12 protein-coding genes are annotated in these 15,601 nt (G+C 62.2%); 4 read left to right on the top strand and 8 right to left on the bottom strand.

Annotation, left to right across the window (positions count from 1 at the left end; all coding sequences use genetic code 11):
• Positions 1 to 127: 127 nt before the first annotated feature.
• A complete protein-coding gene (locus tag GOB93_RS09795) occupies positions 128 to 1,231 on the top strand; it encodes a hypothetical protein (protein WP_173583328.1) in 1,104 nt (367 codons plus the stop codon).
• A gap of 194 nt (positions 1,232 to 1,425) precedes the next feature.
• Here GOB93_RS09795 and ptsP read toward each other — a convergent pair whose 3' ends face one another.
• The 5 genes from ptsP to GOB93_RS09770 all read right to left on the bottom strand — a co-directional run bounded on the left by ptsP (position 1,426) and on the right by GOB93_RS09770 (position 5,891).
• Complete coding sequence (gene ptsP, locus GOB93_RS09790) at positions 1,426 to 3,243, bottom strand: phosphoenolpyruvate--protein phosphotransferase (RefSeq protein ID WP_173583327.1); 1,818 nt, start codon at positions 3,241 to 3,243, stop codon at positions 1,426 to 1,428.
• A gap of 93 nt (positions 3,244 to 3,336) precedes the next feature.
• Positions 3,337 to 3,636: an HPr family phosphocarrier protein gene (locus GOB93_RS09785; RefSeq protein ID WP_173583326.1), complete on the bottom strand. Its 300-nt coding sequence runs from the start codon at positions 3,634 to 3,636 to the stop codon at positions 3,337 to 3,339.
• A complete protein-coding gene (locus GOB93_RS09780; RefSeq protein WP_173583325.1) occupies positions 3,637 to 4,152 on the bottom strand; it encodes a PTS sugar transporter subunit IIA in 516 nt (171 codons plus the stop codon).
• The gene (rapZ, locus tag GOB93_RS09775; RefSeq protein ID WP_173583324.1) at positions 4,149 to 5,234 is read right to left on the bottom strand and encodes an RNase adapter RapZ; all 1,086 of its coding nucleotides are present in this window, start codon (positions 5,232 to 5,234) and stop codon (positions 4,149 to 4,151) included. The genes GOB93_RS09780 and rapZ overlap by 4 nt, the downstream gene beginning before the upstream one ends.
• 198 nt (positions 5,235 to 5,432) lie before the next feature.
• A complete protein-coding gene (locus GOB93_RS09770; protein ID WP_173583323.1) occupies positions 5,433 to 5,891 on the bottom strand; it encodes an HPr kinase/phosphorylase in 459 nt (152 codons plus the stop codon).
• A gap of 117 nt (positions 5,892 to 6,008) precedes the next feature.
• Between GOB93_RS09770 and GOB93_RS09765 the strand changes: the two genes are divergently transcribed.
• The 3 genes from GOB93_RS09765 (at position 6,009) to GOB93_RS09755 (ending at position 11,125) form a co-directional block, all read left to right on the top strand.
• Complete coding sequence (locus GOB93_RS09765; RefSeq protein ID WP_173583322.1) at positions 6,009 to 6,422, top strand: Rid family hydrolase; 414 nt, start codon at positions 6,009 to 6,011, stop codon at positions 6,420 to 6,422.
• A gap of 162 nt (positions 6,423 to 6,584) precedes the next feature.
• Positions 6,585 to 8,780, top strand: a complete 2,196-nt coding sequence (locus tag GOB93_RS09760; protein WP_338422337.1) for a glycosyltransferase — start codon at positions 6,585 to 6,587, stop codon at positions 8,778 to 8,780.
• 218 nt (positions 8,781 to 8,998) lie between these two features.
• On the top strand, positions 8,999 to 11,125 hold the full coding sequence (locus GOB93_RS09755) for a catalase (RefSeq protein ID WP_173583395.1): 2,127 nt from the start codon (positions 8,999 to 9,001) through the stop codon (positions 11,123 to 11,125).
• Between the two features lie 145 nt (positions 11,126 to 11,270).
• Here the strand turns inward: GOB93_RS09755 and ilvD are convergent, their stop codons facing one another.
• The 3 genes from ilvD to GOB93_RS09740 form a co-directional block, all read right to left on the bottom strand.
• Entirely contained in the window at positions 11,271 to 13,133 is a 1,863-nt protein-coding gene (gene ilvD, locus GOB93_RS09750) for a dihydroxy-acid dehydratase (protein ID WP_173583321.1), read from the bottom strand.
• A 110-nt stretch (positions 13,134 to 13,243) separates the two neighbouring features.
• Positions 13,244 to 14,404 (bottom strand): glycosyltransferase family 32 protein, encoded by a 1,161-nt coding sequence (locus tag GOB93_RS09745; protein WP_173583320.1) that lies wholly within the window; start codon positions 14,402 to 14,404, stop codon positions 13,244 to 13,246.
• Positions 14,405 to 14,540: 136 nt separating this feature from the next.
• Positions 14,541 to 15,590 carry an NAD(P)H-dependent flavin oxidoreductase gene (locus GOB93_RS09740; protein ID WP_173583319.1) on the bottom strand — a complete coding sequence of 350 codons (1,050 nt, stop codon included), beginning with the start codon at positions 15,588 to 15,590 and terminating at the stop codon, positions 14,541 to 14,543.
• Positions 15,591 to 15,601: the final 11 nt, after the last annotated feature.

Below are 15,601 nucleotides of genomic sequence, written 5' to 3'. Positions count from 1 at the left end.
CGGATATTAGGAGAATTCAGCGATTTCACGGTACCAGCATCCGGCCCGTTCAGGCCGGACATCAGTCGAACAGAATCGGAGCAGCAATGCCGTCGCGCCCGGCCCGGACATCCAGAGCGCATCCTCCGTGACCCGCCCGCTTCCTCCGGCGACGCGGCGTTCGGTGCTTCGCGCCTCCCTCTCCCTGATAACGGGGGCCACCGCCCTGACAGCGGGAGTAGCCCGCGCCGCCCAGGCGGACCGTCTGGCCGATCTGCAGACGATTGCCGATATCCGGCCCGCTCCGACAGTTGTGGCGCCCACGATGATCGTGGCCGGAACCAGCGGTCCGGCCCTCTGGGCGCCCGTGCTGGCTCCGGCTTTTTCCGAGACGCTGCCGACTGACGGCGCCATCACGCTGCAGCCCACTGCGGGGCGCGATGGTGTCACCGGCGCCAACAAGTTCGAATCTCAGAACGCGGGCGAGAACGGCACCACGCTTCTGGTTCCGGGCACGGCGATCGTGGCGGCGCTTACCGGAAGTTCACGGGTACATTTCGATTATCAGCGCTGGCTTCCGGTTTTTCTGAGTATCGGCTCCCCTGTCGTTGTCGGGCGGGTCGATTTCCGGCGTTCCCTGCGGATGCTGATCGGTGATCATCCGGTTCGGGTCGCGGTCTCGACGCCGGACGGCCCTGAGCTGCCGACCCTTCTCGCCATGACGATCCTGTCGATGCGGCCGGTTCCGGTCAGCGGTATCGCATCGTCTGCAGCGGCGCTCGACGCGCTCCGCAAAGGCGAGGTCGATGTCGTGCAGCTGCCTCCGGACGCGGCGCGGCCTGCGATGCTGCAGGATCTGGCGCGGGAGGGTTTTGAGGCGCTCTTTGCGCTGGGGCAGCAGACGGACAGTACGGTTCCCGATTTTACCAGCCGGTTCACGGCGTTGCGGGGACATGCGCCGCAGCACCCGCTGTATCAGGCCTGTTATGGCGCGGCGATGGCGGCGGGGATTGATGCCGCGCTCGTCCTGCCGATGCTGACGCCGCCCGCTCAGACGGCCCGCTGGCGGCACGCGGCTCAGCTTGCGGCGGTTCGTCCGGAGGTCACGGCTCTGGCAAGGCAGTATGGCACCCGCGTGGTCACTGGCCCGGATGTGGCGACGCTCTTCCGGAGCCTGACGCCGGATCTCTCGGGCGTGCTGGCGTTGCGGCGGTGGCTTGCGGAACGGTCGCCGGGGTGGCGGTCGGGCTGAAGTGGCGTGAGGGCAGAGCCCTGCTTTGTCTCCTGTCTGCAAAATCTTCTGCAAATCATAAAAAACAATAAAAGTTTCTGGGTGCCGCCTTTTTTCAAAAAGGCGGCGTCTTCTGAAGCTTTTTGAAAAAAGCTTCACCAAAAACTTCTTTATAATTTACAGGAAATTTCACGAGAAGACTTATGAAAGGGTCTTTAATTCTCGCGGAATTCCTCAAGCAGTCGTCTGATATCTTCTTTTTCCGTTTCCGCCAGAACGCGCCGGGCAAGGCGGTGACAGTCCTCGTAACGGGAGGAGCGAACGACCTGTTTCACGCGCGGCACGGCCGAGGCTGTCATCGACAGGGACCTGAGGCCGAGACCGATCAGCAGCGGCGTAATGCGTGGATCGCCCGCGATTTCACCGCACAGGGAAACCGGTTTTCTCTCGTGAAGGGCCGCCGTGACCACACCTGAAATCATTGTCAGGACTGCCGGATGCAGCGGATCGTAGAGCGATGCCACTTCCGCGGAAGCTCTGTCGGCGGCGAGCGTGTACATGGTTAGGTCGTTGGTGCCGATTGCGAGAAAATCGACATGACGGGCCAGGGTCCCGGCCATCAGGGCGGCGGCCGGCGTTTCGATCATTGCGCCGAGCGGGGGCAGCGGGTCGCCGATTTCGATCCCTTTTCTTTTAAGACGGCGCGCCACGCGCTCGTAGATTTCACGCGCGACGACGATTTCTCCGGCCAGCGTGACCATGGGCAGCAGAATCTGCACCGATCCCTTCGCCGCGGCCCTCAGGATCGCGGCGAACTGTGCTTCCAGCAGGGCGGGATGGCGCAGAAGCAGGCGGATGCCGCGCAGGCCCAGAGCCGGGTTTTCATCCTCACCGTCGCCTGAAAAACCGACCTGTGCGAGGGCATCACTCTGTTTTTCGCCACCCCAGTCGAGCACTCTGATCGTTGTGGGGTCGGATCCCATGGCGGAGACAACGCCGGAATAAACTTCGTACTGGGTGGCCTCGTCAGGAAGGGTTTCGGCATTGATAAACAGAAATTCGGTGCGCAGAAGTCCTATTCCGGCGGCGCCGGACTGGGCGATGAGTGGCAGTTCCCCCGGAAGTTCGAGATTTGCCTGAAGCTGGATTTTTTCTCCGCTGGCCATGCGCGAGGACAGCCGTCTCAGGCGGCCAAGCTCCTGTCGCTCCCGGGCATAGGCTGCGACATGCCGGCGCGCCTGTCTGACGGTTCTGGCGTCGGGGTCGCGAATGACCTGTCCGGTGTCGCCGTCTACCACCAGTGCCATTCCGTCGGCCAGCCCGTCCAGGAGACCGTGGACTGCCAGGACTGACGGGATGCCCAGTGCGCGGAGCATGATGGCTGTATGCCCGGTGGTGCCCCCCCCTTCCAGCACGACGGCAGCGACACGGGACGGATCGATCAGTGCGGCGTCCGAGGGGCGGAGTGTTTCCGCGACCAGAACGGCGCCGTCCGGAAGGTGTCTGAGAGCCAGAAACGGAGTTCTGGTCAGATTGTGGATCAGGCGGCGGCCGACTTCACGGAATTCGCCGGCGCGCCGCTCCGCGGCGGCGGCATCTTCTCCGACAGGTTTTTTGCCGTCATGCGGGGCAAGCATGGCCAGAGCCAGTGCTTCTGTCTCATCATGCACGGCGGCTTCCGCGGTCAGCCCGTCATCGATCCGGGCCATGACGCCTCGCTGCAGCCGCGAGGGACCGAGCATCCGCTGATAGACGTCCAGCAGGGGACTGATCTCGAGCTGACTTTCCTCGGGGAGAAGGGCCAGTCTGCCGCGAAGTTTTGTCAGCTGCGAGATTGACCGCCCGACAGCATCGTTGAACCGGTCACGCTCCTGGTCCGGTGTCCGGGTGCTCTGACGGATTTCGGGTTCGGGCACCGGGGTTTCCCCCGTGATGAACGCGGGACCGATTGCGAAACCCGGACCGACCGGTTCGCCTTCAAACAGCCGCTCAGACCCGTTCCGTTCCGATGCGCCGCGTCCTGCCTCTCTCATGGGTCTTCAGCCTGCAGTTCCCGTGGCGGTACCGGTCCGTGGGTTCGGGTTACAGGTTCCGGGCCGGCCGGCGCCTGTATCCGCCATTTTATCCTATTCGCCTTCGCCGAAACCCGATTCGACAAGCGTGGCCAGGGCGGACAGGGCCTCTTCGGCCTGTTCGCCCGTGGCCCGAAGCGTGATTGTGGCGCCGGCGCCGGCGCCCAGCATCATAAGCCCCATGATGGAGCAGGCCGGAACCGTCTCCTCGCCGTAGGCCACGCTGATATCGGCGTCCCACTGCTCGGCCACGGACACGAATTTCGCCGAGGCGCGGGCATGCAGACCTTTCGCGTTGACGATTGTGACCGGCCGCTCGCGTTCTTCCGGCCGGGCTGGTGCCAGAGCGTTCATTCAGCCGGCGATCCGGCGTGGCGCGATGACCGGCAGTTCCGGAGAACCGGCGACCTGGGGGCGGAAGGTGTGAATCCGGCTGGCGGCTTCCTCGGCGCAGCGACGGGCGCCGTCGAGACATTGCTGCGGAAGGTGTGACGCGCAGTTGATGTATTTCCGCGCGGCCTCCTCGGCCAGGACCGTGCATTCGCCCAGCGTATGCGTCTCGCGCATCTGGGCGAGCTTGACCAGCATTGGCAGGTTGGCTCCGCCGAGGACCTCAATGCGGCCGGGCAGCGTCATGGCGACGGCGAGATTGGAGGGCGTGCTGCCGAACATGTCCGTGACCAGCATCACGCCGTCGCCATGGTCGACCTCGGCGATCCGCGCCTCGAGTTCAAGCCGGCGCTGCTGCAGATCGTCGTCCGCTCCGACACTGACAGTTGCGAGTTGCGTCTGCGGACCGACAACATGCTCCATGGTCTCCCGCAGGGCCACACCCAGTGCGCCCTGCGTTACCAGAACAATTCCTATCATGCGTCTCCCCGCACCATTGAAAGGTGCCCGTTCCTTTCGTCTGAGGCCTCTCCGGCCGCGTCGGTTACCTTTAAATCATTCCCGTTCATCCTGTCCGCGACCGGCTCCCCGGACACGGTTTCGGATGGTTTTCTGACCCACCGCCAGGCGGCCGCACCGGGTCCGGCAATTCCCTGCCGCGCCAGTTCACGATGCACAACCGCGATCGGCCACTCACCATCCGTTCCGCTGGCCCCGGGGGCAACGAGCTTTCCCGCCAGAGCCTCGACCAGCGTGACCGAACGATGCCGGCCGCCGGAACATCCGATGGCGATGGTGGCGTATTTTTTTCCTTCATGGACGAAACGCGGGATCACGAGATGAAGCATATCGCTGATCTGGCGCAGAAAGGGCTCGTAATCGGGATCAGCGGCAACGTAGGCGGAGACCGGCCGGTCCAGCCCTGTCATGGGGGCCAGATCCGGATCATAATAAGGATTACGCAGGAAACGGGCATCAAAAACCATGTCCGCCTCGCGGGGCAGTCCTGCCGGAAAGGCGAAGGACATGAGCACTACCGTAAGACCTTCATCGGCACCGCCGTGCCATGTTCCGAAGCGGGTTTCGACCAGACGTCTCAGTTCCGGGGCCGACAGGTCCGATGTGTCGATCACCATATCGGCGCAGCCGCGCAGTTCGGCGGTCAGCCGGGTTTCGGCTTCAATCCCTTCCTTGACGCTGCCATGCGGCGCGAGAGGATGCCTGCGACGGGTTGCCGTATACCGTCGCAGCAGCGTCCCTTTATCCGCGGTGGCATAGAGCAGTTCCGTCCGCAGATGCGGATTGAGCCGCAACCGCGCGATGGCGGCCAGAACGGCTGACGCGTCAAAGCCGCGGGTCCGTGAATCGACACCGATCGCAATCGGCCGGTCGCCGCGGGTTACGATCTCGTCAAGCATGCCGAGAGGCGGGTTATCGATCACCTCATGCCCGAGATCCTCGAGTATCCTGAGAATCGAGGATTTACCGGCACCGGACAGACCGGTAACGAGCAGAATATGGCGTGGCGTCAGTGTATCGTCAGCAGTCTGAGGTATCACCATGAACCGGACAGGCACTCTGCACGAGGAACAAAAACTGGGAACCCGGTCTGAGCCGGACCGGCAGCCGCATGACTCACCGGGTTTCAGAGACAAACCGCATACGGCACCCTGTCATGAGGCCGCGCCACGATAACGCATACCGTAATGTTTGGACATAATATATCAGATCCGGATACCTTTGACACTCTTTTGTCTGTATCAGTCATCGCCGGTCAGCATGGCCCCCTGCGGGAGACGAAAAGCCCGGCCGGTCAGGCAGTCCAGAGCGGCGTCGATTCTGTCCGGAGCCGAGGCCAGCATGCCGTCCAGCCAGAGCACCGGCAGATCCGTTTCCGGGTCATGCGCCTCGCGGCAGTCCGGGAGGCGCGGCACGCCGGCGCCCGCTCTGACCAGCCTGACCATCAGAACCGGCCGGACGGCTTCGATAAACGGGCGACGAATAACACCCCATCCACGTATTTCGATCAGCCCGCGCAGGGCGGCCGGCGCACGGGCAAGGCCGTCCTCCAGCTCCACCCTGTCATCCGCCACCAGCCTGTAACCGCGCCCGATCAGCCGGAGCAGCAGGTCGGATTTTCCGGCTCCCGCAACGCCGGAAATCAGCACGCCGGCCTCATCGCGCGCGGCGCAGCAGGCATGAAGTCGCGTAAGTGACATCGGAGACTCCTCACCAGACCGTTACGACCCTGAAGCATTACCGCAGAGAAACATCTTTCATTTTCGACCGGCGGGAATTATGACAATTCCGTGACCTTCCGGAAGGGGCGACCAGCCATGGAAACAGCAGCCGGAAACAGCCGCGATCCGTCTGATCCGGCCCGGACGACCGAATCGATCCTGCCCTGCTGCGAGCAGGCGCGCGGAGGTCTGCGTCTTCGCCGGGTCCGGGGATATGACCGCCATTCCGGATGTTTCCCCGCCCGGATTGCCGATCAGTGCCGGCTGGCCTTCTCGGCGGGCAGCGCCGCTCTCCTCGCGCGCGGCGCTTCGCTGGAAGACGTGGTGCGCGTTATCTACGTCGTCAAGGACGCCGGTCAGCTGACATCGTGCGCGCCGTTCGTCAGTAACGCGCTGGGCGCCAACCGCCCGGCGGCGACGGTGATGGTCGTCGAGGATTTCGATGTTCCCGATGTGAAGATCGAACTGGAACTCATCACTCACTGTCACGGACGCGCCGGCACGGCCTGACGGCCGGGCTCTGGCCCGGTCTCCGGTATTTCCCCATCAGGGTCTGTCGTTGTATTGCCCGTTCCGGTGCTTCCGTCACGCCGGGCAACACAGCCGGTGTGACGCCTGGAGAAGGGCGGCCGGGAGCATGATTTCCGTATTCTGACAGACGGGCCGCTCCTGGTGACTGTTTCTTCCGACTTCAATCCGGACACTTCCGGCACTGATCCTGAGGCGACGATCGCGGATCTGCGCCGGCGCATCGAAGCCTATGAGCGCAGCACGTTCTGGCGTCTGAGTTATCCGGCGCGTGTGGCGGTCGGGCAGATGCGCAGGCTGCGGGGCGTCGCGGCCCGCTTCAGCCGTGCTCCTGTCTCCGCGCGGAACACGGATGACGGGGCGCCGGCGGCATCGTCGCCAGATCCGGTGGCTGTTGGGCCAGATGGCGCTGAGAATGCCGGTCTTCTGCAGTTTCCCCGTCATGCCGATCCGGTGCTCAGCATCATCATTCCGAGTTATGGACAGGTTCCGGTGCTGTTGCGCTGTCTGCGCTCGATCATGCTGAACCCGCCATCCTGCGCCTGGGAGGTTCTTGTCGCGGAGGATGCCTCGGGCGATCCCGATATTGCCGTGCTCGCGACGATTCCGGGGCTCATCTTTCTGGAACGGCAGACCAATCTCGGTTTTCTGCGGAACTGTAATGATGCGGCCGGCGCGGCAGCAGGCACGTATCTGCATTTTCTTAACAACGACACGGAGGTTCTGCCCGGCGCTTTTGACGCGCTTGTGGATCTCCTTGCCTCAGATCCGACCATTGGGCTGACAGGATCGAAACTGTTGTTTGCGGACGGCACTCTGCAGGAAGCGGGCGGGATTGTCTGGGCCGACGCATCCGGCATGAATTTCGGGCGCGGTGATTCCGATCCGGACCGGGCTGCCTATCGCTGGCGGCGGGAGGTCGATTATATTTCCGGAGCTTCGATCGCCATTCCGGGCGCGCTTTTCCGGTCGCTTGGCGGGTTCGATGAACTCTTTGCTCCGGCTTATTACGAAGATACGGATCTGGCTTTTCGTGTGCGCGCCGCCGGATACCGGGTGGTGTTCGAGCCGGATTCGGTTGTCATTCACCATGAAGGCGTCTCGCACGGCACTGACGAGAGCAGCGGCGTCAAGGCTTACCAGGCGCGCAACCGGGATATCATGTTCCGGCGATGGAAAACTGTTCTGGAGAGGGACCACTATCCGCCGGGCGTTCATATGCTCCGGGCCGGCGCGCATGCCCGCCACCGGCGCACCATCCTGATTATCGACCATTATGTTCCCGAACCGGACCGGGATGCCGGATCGCGCGCGACACTCTGTGTCATCCGCGCTCTGGTGGCGGCGGGCTGGCTGGTGAAGTTCTGGCCTCTGGATCGTGGCCGCACGGGACAGGCGCATATTTCCGAACGCGCCGGCGTCGAGGTGCTGGATCACACCTGCCCGCTGTCTTTTCCGGAATGGCTGGAGCGGAATGGCGGGGATCTCGATCATGTCATGATCATGCGTCCGGTTGTTGCTCGGGAATTTCTGGCGGCTGTCGTGGCCGGCACTGCCGCCCGGCGGTCCTATTACGGCCATGACATTCATTTCCTGCGCATGATGCGTGAGGCGGAGGTGACGGGGGACGAGGGCGTGCGCCATGAGGCGCAGTCCATGCAGCGTCTCGAAACGTGGCTCTGGCGGCAGTTCAGCTCTGTCATTTATCTGTCCGGTTATGAGGCCGACCTTGTCAGGGAGCTTGTTCCCGGCGCGCCGGCACGCACTGTCGTGCCGTTCTGCTTCGCTCCCGATCATGAACCCAGAGCCGTGACCGAAGGAACGACCGTTCTCTTTGTTGGCGGATTCGCACATCCGCCGAATGTCGACGCGGCGCTCTGGCTGAAAGACACGATCATGCCTCTGGTCCGGACGCATGTGCCGGATGTCCGGCTTGTTCTCGCGGGGTCGGATCCGGCTCCCGCCGTTCTTGCGCTGGCGGATGAGCGGACTGTCGTGACCGGTTCGGTCAGCGAGGCGGAGCTTGAGCGTCTTTATGCCGCCGCGCGTGTTGCGGCCGTGCCGCTGCGCTTCGGAGCCGGGGTGAAGAACAAGGTGCTGGAGGCATTGCATCACGGTCTGCCGCTTGTCACGACGCCGACTGGCGCGGAAGGGGTGACTGGGATCGGCGCCGTCTGCACCGTCACGGATACGGCGGAAGATTTCGCCGCCGGCCTGATCAGCCTGATCCGGGATGATGCGCTCTGGCGGCAGCGTTCGGATCAGGGCAGGCGCCTGATCCGGGCGGAGTTTTCGCCGGAACGGTTTTCCGAAAGTCTGCTGCGGGCGCTGAGCGACTGATCCCGGAGAGTACGGACCCGGGAGAAGCCGCTGGCTCATGGGACGGAAGTTCCGCGTAAAGGCCGGATGGAAAGCCACAGCCTCTGTGCAAAGTCCGGAGACTCAGGAGCGTTTTTTCTTTCAGGAAAAAAGATCTGCCGCTCACAGATCTGCTGCCCCCTCCGGAACCGGAACCATCCGACATGGGCTCGCGTTGCCTTTCGGAAGTGGAGGGCATCATGAGCACAAAAGAGAAAAAACCGGATTACGAGCAGGTAACCGTGGGCGATCAGTCATTCGGACGGGGTGAAGGCGGGGAGACCCATCAGACGGCGACGGGAGAGGTGCCGACGCTGACAACGGCGCAGGGCGTTCCGGTTGCCGACGACCAGAACACGCTTCGGGTCGGGTCGCGCGGGCCGGCCCTGCTCGAGGATTTCCATTTCCGGGAAAAGATTTTTCATTTTGATCACGAGCGGATTCCGGAGCGTGTGGTGCATGCGCGCGGTTATGGGGCGCATGGTTATTTCGAGCTGACGGATTCGCTGTCCGATATTACGACTGCGGATGTGCTGCAGCGGCCGGGTGAGCGTGTTCCGGCGTTCGTGCGGCTTTCGACTGTTGCCGGCGGCAGAGGGTCTTCGGATCTTCCCCGTGATATTCGGGGCTTTGCCGTAAAGCTCTATACGAAAGAGGGCAACTGGGACATCGTGGGCAATAATGCTCCGGTCTTTTTTGTTCAGGATGCCATTAAGTTTCCGGATTTTGTGCATTCCATCAAGGAAGAGCCGGATCGCGGATTCCCGCAGGCGCAGTCCGCGCATGACAATCTGTGGGACTTTGTCTCGCTTTCTCCGGAATCGATGCATGCCATCATGTGGGCGATGTCCGACCGGGCCATTCCGCGTTCCCTGCGGTTTATCGAAGGGTTCGGGGTTCATACATTCCGGTTTGTGAGCAAAGAAGGCAATTCGACTTTTGTAAAATTCCACTGGAAACCGAAAGCCGGTCTCCAGTCCGTAGTCTGGAATGAAGCGCTCAAGATCAACGGCGCTGATCCGGACTTCCACCGTCGTGACCTGTGGGATGCGATCACCTCCGGTGATTTCCCGGAATGGGAACTCGGCGTTCAGCTTTTCGATGACGAGTTCGCAGACAATTTCGATTTCGACATTCTGGATGCGACCAAGCTGATTCCCGAAGAGCTGGTTCCCGTGCGCCGGATCGGTCGCCTTGTTCTGGATCGTGTTGTCGATAACTTCTTTGCGGAAACCGAACAGGTTGCGTTCTGCACCCAGAATGTCGTTTCCGGGATTGATTTCACCAATGATCCGCTGCTGCAGGGCCGGAATTTCTCCTATCTCGACACGCAGCTGAAACGGCTTGGTGGTCCTAACTTCACGCATATTCCGGTTAACGCTCCGAAATGTCCGTTCCATACCTTCCAGCAGGATGGTCATGCGGCGATGCATAATCCGAAAGGGCGGGCGAACTACGAACCGAACTCCTGGGGTCCGGAAGTCGGCGGAGCGCGTGAGAACCCGGCGCGGGGTTACAAATCTTATGTCGCTCAGGAGAGTGGTGAGACGCGGCGGGAACGGGCGGAACTCTTTGCCGATCATTACAGTCAGACACGGCAGTTTTACATCAGTCAGACGAAGACCGAGCAGGTGCATATCCAGCAGGCCTATACGTTCGAGCTCAGCAAGGTGGAGACGCCGGCAATCCGTTCGCGGGTTGTGTCACATCTGCTGAATATCGATAAGGAACTGGCTCTGACTGTGGCGAAAGGGATCGGACTTGAGAAGCTGCCCGAAGCGGCTCCCCCTGCCCGCCCGGTGATCGATGATCTGCCTCCGTCTCCGGCGCTCAGTATTCTGAAAAATGGTCCGAAGACCTTTGCCGGGCGCAAGATCGGCATTCTGGTGACGGACGGAACGGATGCGGCGCTGCTGAAAGCTGTCTGCGATGCTGCGAAAGCGGAGGGAACCAATGTCGAGCTGGTCGGACCTCAGGTTGGTGGTGTGAAGCTGTCGGATGGTTCGATGGTACCGCTCGGTCAGAAGATCAACGGTGGTCCTTCGGTTCTTTACGATGCCGTGGTGTTGCTGCCTTCCGCTGCCGGGGCGAAGCTGCTGAGTCATGAGGCGACGGCGCGGGACTTCATCAACGATGCCTATGCGCATGCCAAGTTTATCGGTGTCGGTCCGGATGCGACCCCGCTGATTGCACGCGCCGGGCTTCAGCCGTCGGATATGGATAAGGGCTTTGTCACTCTTACGGCGCCGGGCGATGCGGCCGGATTTATTACGACCTGTCGTGCGGTCCGGTTCTGGGAGCGTGAGAGTAAGGTTCACGCTGTCTGAGGAGAAGCTGATCCTGTCCGGGTGTTTCAGGGCTCTGCCCTGAAACACGCAAAGGGGCGCAGCCTCTTTGATCCCGGTTTGTTTAATAAAATGGCTGGCAAAGGTTTTTGACCTTTGCCAAGGCCGGCGAGAGCCCGGATTCCTTTTACCGGGGTGTGCGTCGGGCCAGCTGGGCCAGGTCCCGCACGGCGCCGCGGGCGGCGCTGGTCGTCAGAGCCGCATAAGCCTGCAGCGCTGTTGACACCACCCGGTCACGCACCGGTTTCCAGCCTTCAGTGCCGCGATCATCCATTCTGGCTCGCCGGGTGGACAGTTCTGAGTCTGGCACGGCAGTGCGAAGAACGCGGGACGGAATGTCGATCTCGATGATGTCACCTTCCTCAATCAGGCCGATGGCGCCGCCTTCGGCGGCCTCCGGCGAGATATGGCCGATGGAGAGACCGGAGCTGCCGCCGGAGAAGCGGCCATCGGTGATCAGGGCGCAGGATTCGGCCAGACCTTTCGATTTCAGGTAGCTGGTCGGGTAAAGCATTTCCTGCATCCCCGGACCGCCTTTCGGGCCTTCGTAACGAATGACGACGACATCGCCCGCGATAATCCGGCCGCCGAGAATGGCGGAGACAGCGGCGTCCTGGCTTTCGAAGACGCGGGCAGGACCGGAGAAGGTGAGAAGGTCTGGCGCCACGCCGGCGGTTTTTACGATGGCGCCGTCTTCGGCGATGTTGCCGTAAAGAACGGCCAGACCGCCATCCTTGCTGAAAGCATGTTCGCCGGTGCGGATGGCGCCGGACTTCCGGTCGGTATCCAGCTCTTTATAGCGGCTGGCCTGAGAGAAAGCCTCCGTTGTGCGAACACCACCGGGGGCGGCGCGGTAGAAGTCTCTTGCAGCATCCGTGGCGGTCTCGCTGCCGATATCCCATTCGACCAGGGCGTTCGCCAGAGAAGGCGCATGGACCATCGGGACGTTGCGATGCAGCAGGCCGAGACGATCCAGTTCACCCATGATGGCCTGAACGCCGCCGGCGCGATGCACGTCTTCCATATGCACGTCGGCTTTCGAGGGTGCGACCTTGCAGAGATTGGGGACACGGCGGGAGAGGCGGTCGATGTCGGCCATGGTGAAGGGCACCTCGCCCTCATGCGCGGCGGCGAGCAGGTGCAGGACCGTGTTCGTGGAGCCGCCCATGGCGATGTCCACGGTCATGGCGTTTTCGAACGCCTCTGATGTGGCGATCGAACGGGGCAGGACGCGGCTGTCGCCATTCTCATAGAACTGCTTCGCCAGGGAGACGGCGAGGCGGCCGGCGCGGAGGAACAGCTCTTTCCGGTCCGCGTGTGTCGCGACGAGGCTGCCGTTGCCGGGCAGGGACAGGCCCAGGGCTTCGGTGAGGCAGTTCATGGAGTTGGCGGTGAACATGCCCGAGCAGGAGCCGCAGGTCGGGCAGGCGGAGCGTTCGATGATCTCTGATTCGGCCTCGCTGACGGCGGGGCTGGCGGCGGCGACCATGGAGGTGACGAGATCGACGTGTTTCTCGATCTCGCCTTCCATCACGCGGCCGGCTTCCATCGGGCCGCCGGAGACGAAGACGGTCGGGATGTTCAGGCGCATCGCGGCCATCAGCATGCCGGGAGTGATCTTGTCGCAGTTGCTGATACAAACCAGCGCGTCGGCGCAGTGGGCATTGACCATGTATTCCACGGCGTCGGCGATCAGTTCGCGCGATGGCAGGCTGTAGAGCATGCCGCCATGGCCCATGGCGATTCCGTCATCGACGGCGATGGTGTTGAACTCGCGCCCGACGCCGCCGGCTTCGGCGATGGCGCCGCAGACGAGCTGGCCGAGATCCTTCAGGTGGACGTGGCCGGGGACGAACTGGGTGAAGGAATTGGCGACGGCGATGATCGGTTTGCCGAAATCGCTGTCCGTCATGCCGGTGGCGCGCCACAGACTGCGGGCCCCGGCCATGTTGCGGCCATGAGTGGTCGTGCGGGAACGGTAACCGGACATGAGAAGGTCTTTCTGCTCTTGAACAGGGGCCTGGGGTTCAGCGCAGGAACGCTGTACCCGCTGATGTGGGCGCCCTATAGCCGGAAAACCATCCCGCGTCAGCTAAAGCATCAGGCCGCGTGCCAGCCGCCGCCCTTTTTATATGCCATATCCATGTCCTGGATGATGCTGTCGAACTCCGGCGAGCGCTGAATCATGACCGTCGGATCGAACGGTTTGCCGGTCCGGAAGGCGGTATGCAGTTTTCGGTTCAGGGCGCGGTTGAAGACGCCGGGACCGGTTTTGTAGGCGATATACAGCCCGTGATGCAGGTAACTGTTCCGGTAGAGCGACAGGAGACAGTCCTGCAGGATCGGGCTGTTACGCCGGCTTCCGAAGAAATCGTTATGGACGTAATAATTGTCCGTCACGAAGAACAGATGTGACGGGTCTCTGGCGATGTAGTTCTCAAGCGTTTCGGGCGATGTGATCCGGATATCGGCGTCCAGCCACCATCCGCCGAATTCCTGAATGACATGAACGCGGAGGAAGTCCGCGGCCTCGGCCGCGTGTTTCGCGCCCAGGAACAGATCCCGCGCTTCCTTGCCGTAATAATCCCAGATCCATTCGGCCCCTTCCTCGCGGTCGAAGAGATGGACGTCGAACGTCCCGAGGTCGCAATGATAGTCGTAATTTTCCTCGACTTCCGGCGGCGGGTTTTTATCCCAGTACATGTAGATTTTGCGCGGAATTTTCTGAGCTTCAGGCTGGGATTCTGCTGGCGTGGCGGGCGGCAGGACCGACAGCGCCGTCTCAAGATAGAGGACGTCGACTTCCTCGCCTGTGTGAAAGATTTCGAAGCAGTTATCCATACGCTTCAGCGCGGCGACGGGATCATGGCCGCGCCAGGCGATTTCGATGCCGCTGATGTAGTCGTACATGGTCTTCGACAGCGCGCGGAGCTGTTCGAGCTCATCCCGTGGCGGCTCCATTCCCGCTTTTAGGAGACAGAGAAGCCGGACCTGCAGCAGTGAGGAGGCCAGTGGATAATCATCCGGCTTTTTCGAATGCATATTATAGGCGAGGCCGTAAAAATTCGCGGCCTCTCTGACGAGTTTATGCATGTGCAGAATATTTGCGAGAGTAAACACATGCTGAAGCGTGTCTGCTTTATAGGTGTGGTAATAATTCATCGCCTGATGATTGCCGGCGAAGTCTTCCAGTGTAAAATCGGAAGTCTTTTCGATCGGAAGCGTCAGGTATGTTGCCGGTTCAGAAGGTTCAGCTGCCATGATCTGATCTTTATTGCCTTTAGCACCAGGGTGCAACAACACCCGCGGAGGAGCGATTTAAGCTCCGGATATTCAACATTCTGATAACATCGTCCAGCCGGATCGGGTCTTAATCGTCTCAGAAAACGATCCGTCTTTATGGCGTTCCGGTCTCCGCGGCGAGAAGGGCGATCAGGCGCGCGGCGGGCATCGGCCGGACGCGCCCGGTGCCCTGTCCTGCCCAGAATGCGCCATAACCTGTCTCGCCGACGGCGCGTGCGGCTTCGTCCAGGGCTTTCCCTGCATCATAGGTATAGGGATAAGGCGGGATCGCCGGTCTGTCCGGTCGTGTATCGAGCATCGTAAACCGATTGATGAGACCGCGGGCCGGCCTGCCGGAAATGGCGGACATCATGGCGGTTCCGTTTTGTCCGGCGGTCAGCAGCGCGGCGCGGTAAGCGGGGCTGGCCAGGCTCTCATCGCAGGCGACGAACGCCGTTCCCATCTGCACTGCGGCGGCACCGCTCCGCAGGGCGGCGGCGATGTCATGGCCGTCCATGATACCGCCCGCGGCGATCAGAGGCAGCGCTGTGCAGGCCGCGACCTGTCGCAGCAGGGTGTGGGTGTCGGACCTGAGATCTTCCGCAGCCGGGTCAGATATTCCGCGATGGCCGCCGGCTTCATAACCCTGCACGATCAGGGCGTCGATGCCGGCCTGCGTCGCCTGAAGCGCCTCCGCCGGCGATGTCACTGTTGCCGCAAGCATGATCCCCGCATGGCGCAGGGCGGAAATCGCGGCGGGTCCGGGAAGTCCGAAATGGAAGCTGACGAGCGCCGGGCGTTCCTCCACCAGCATGTCACACGGGATGTTGCTGTCGCAAAATGACGGGTAAATCCTGCGCAGCGTCTGCGGAGGGGATGCTCCGTAACGCGCGAATTCCGGTCGCAGCCAGTCCAGCCAGCGCGTCACGCATTCCGCGTCCGGCGTGACGGACCGGTGGCAGAAGACGTTGACGCCGAAAGGGCGTCTGGTCAGGCGGCGTGTCTCCCGGATCGCCGCGCGGGCCGTCTCCACCGTCATGGCGCCGATGCCGAGCGAGCCGATGCCGCCGGCGTCAGACACGGCGGCCGCCAGAGCCGGGCTGGAAACGCCGGCCATGGGCGCCTGAATAATCGGAATATCGGCGGCGAGACGTCGGAGGAACATGTGACCTCTTT

The sequence above is a fragment of the Acetobacter musti genome, from assembly GCF_011516835.1.
Taxonomy (GTDB): Bacteria; Pseudomonadota; Alphaproteobacteria; order Acetobacterales; family Acetobacteraceae; genus Acetobacter; species Acetobacter musti.
This window is presented reverse-complemented; position numbering and strand designations above follow the sequence as displayed.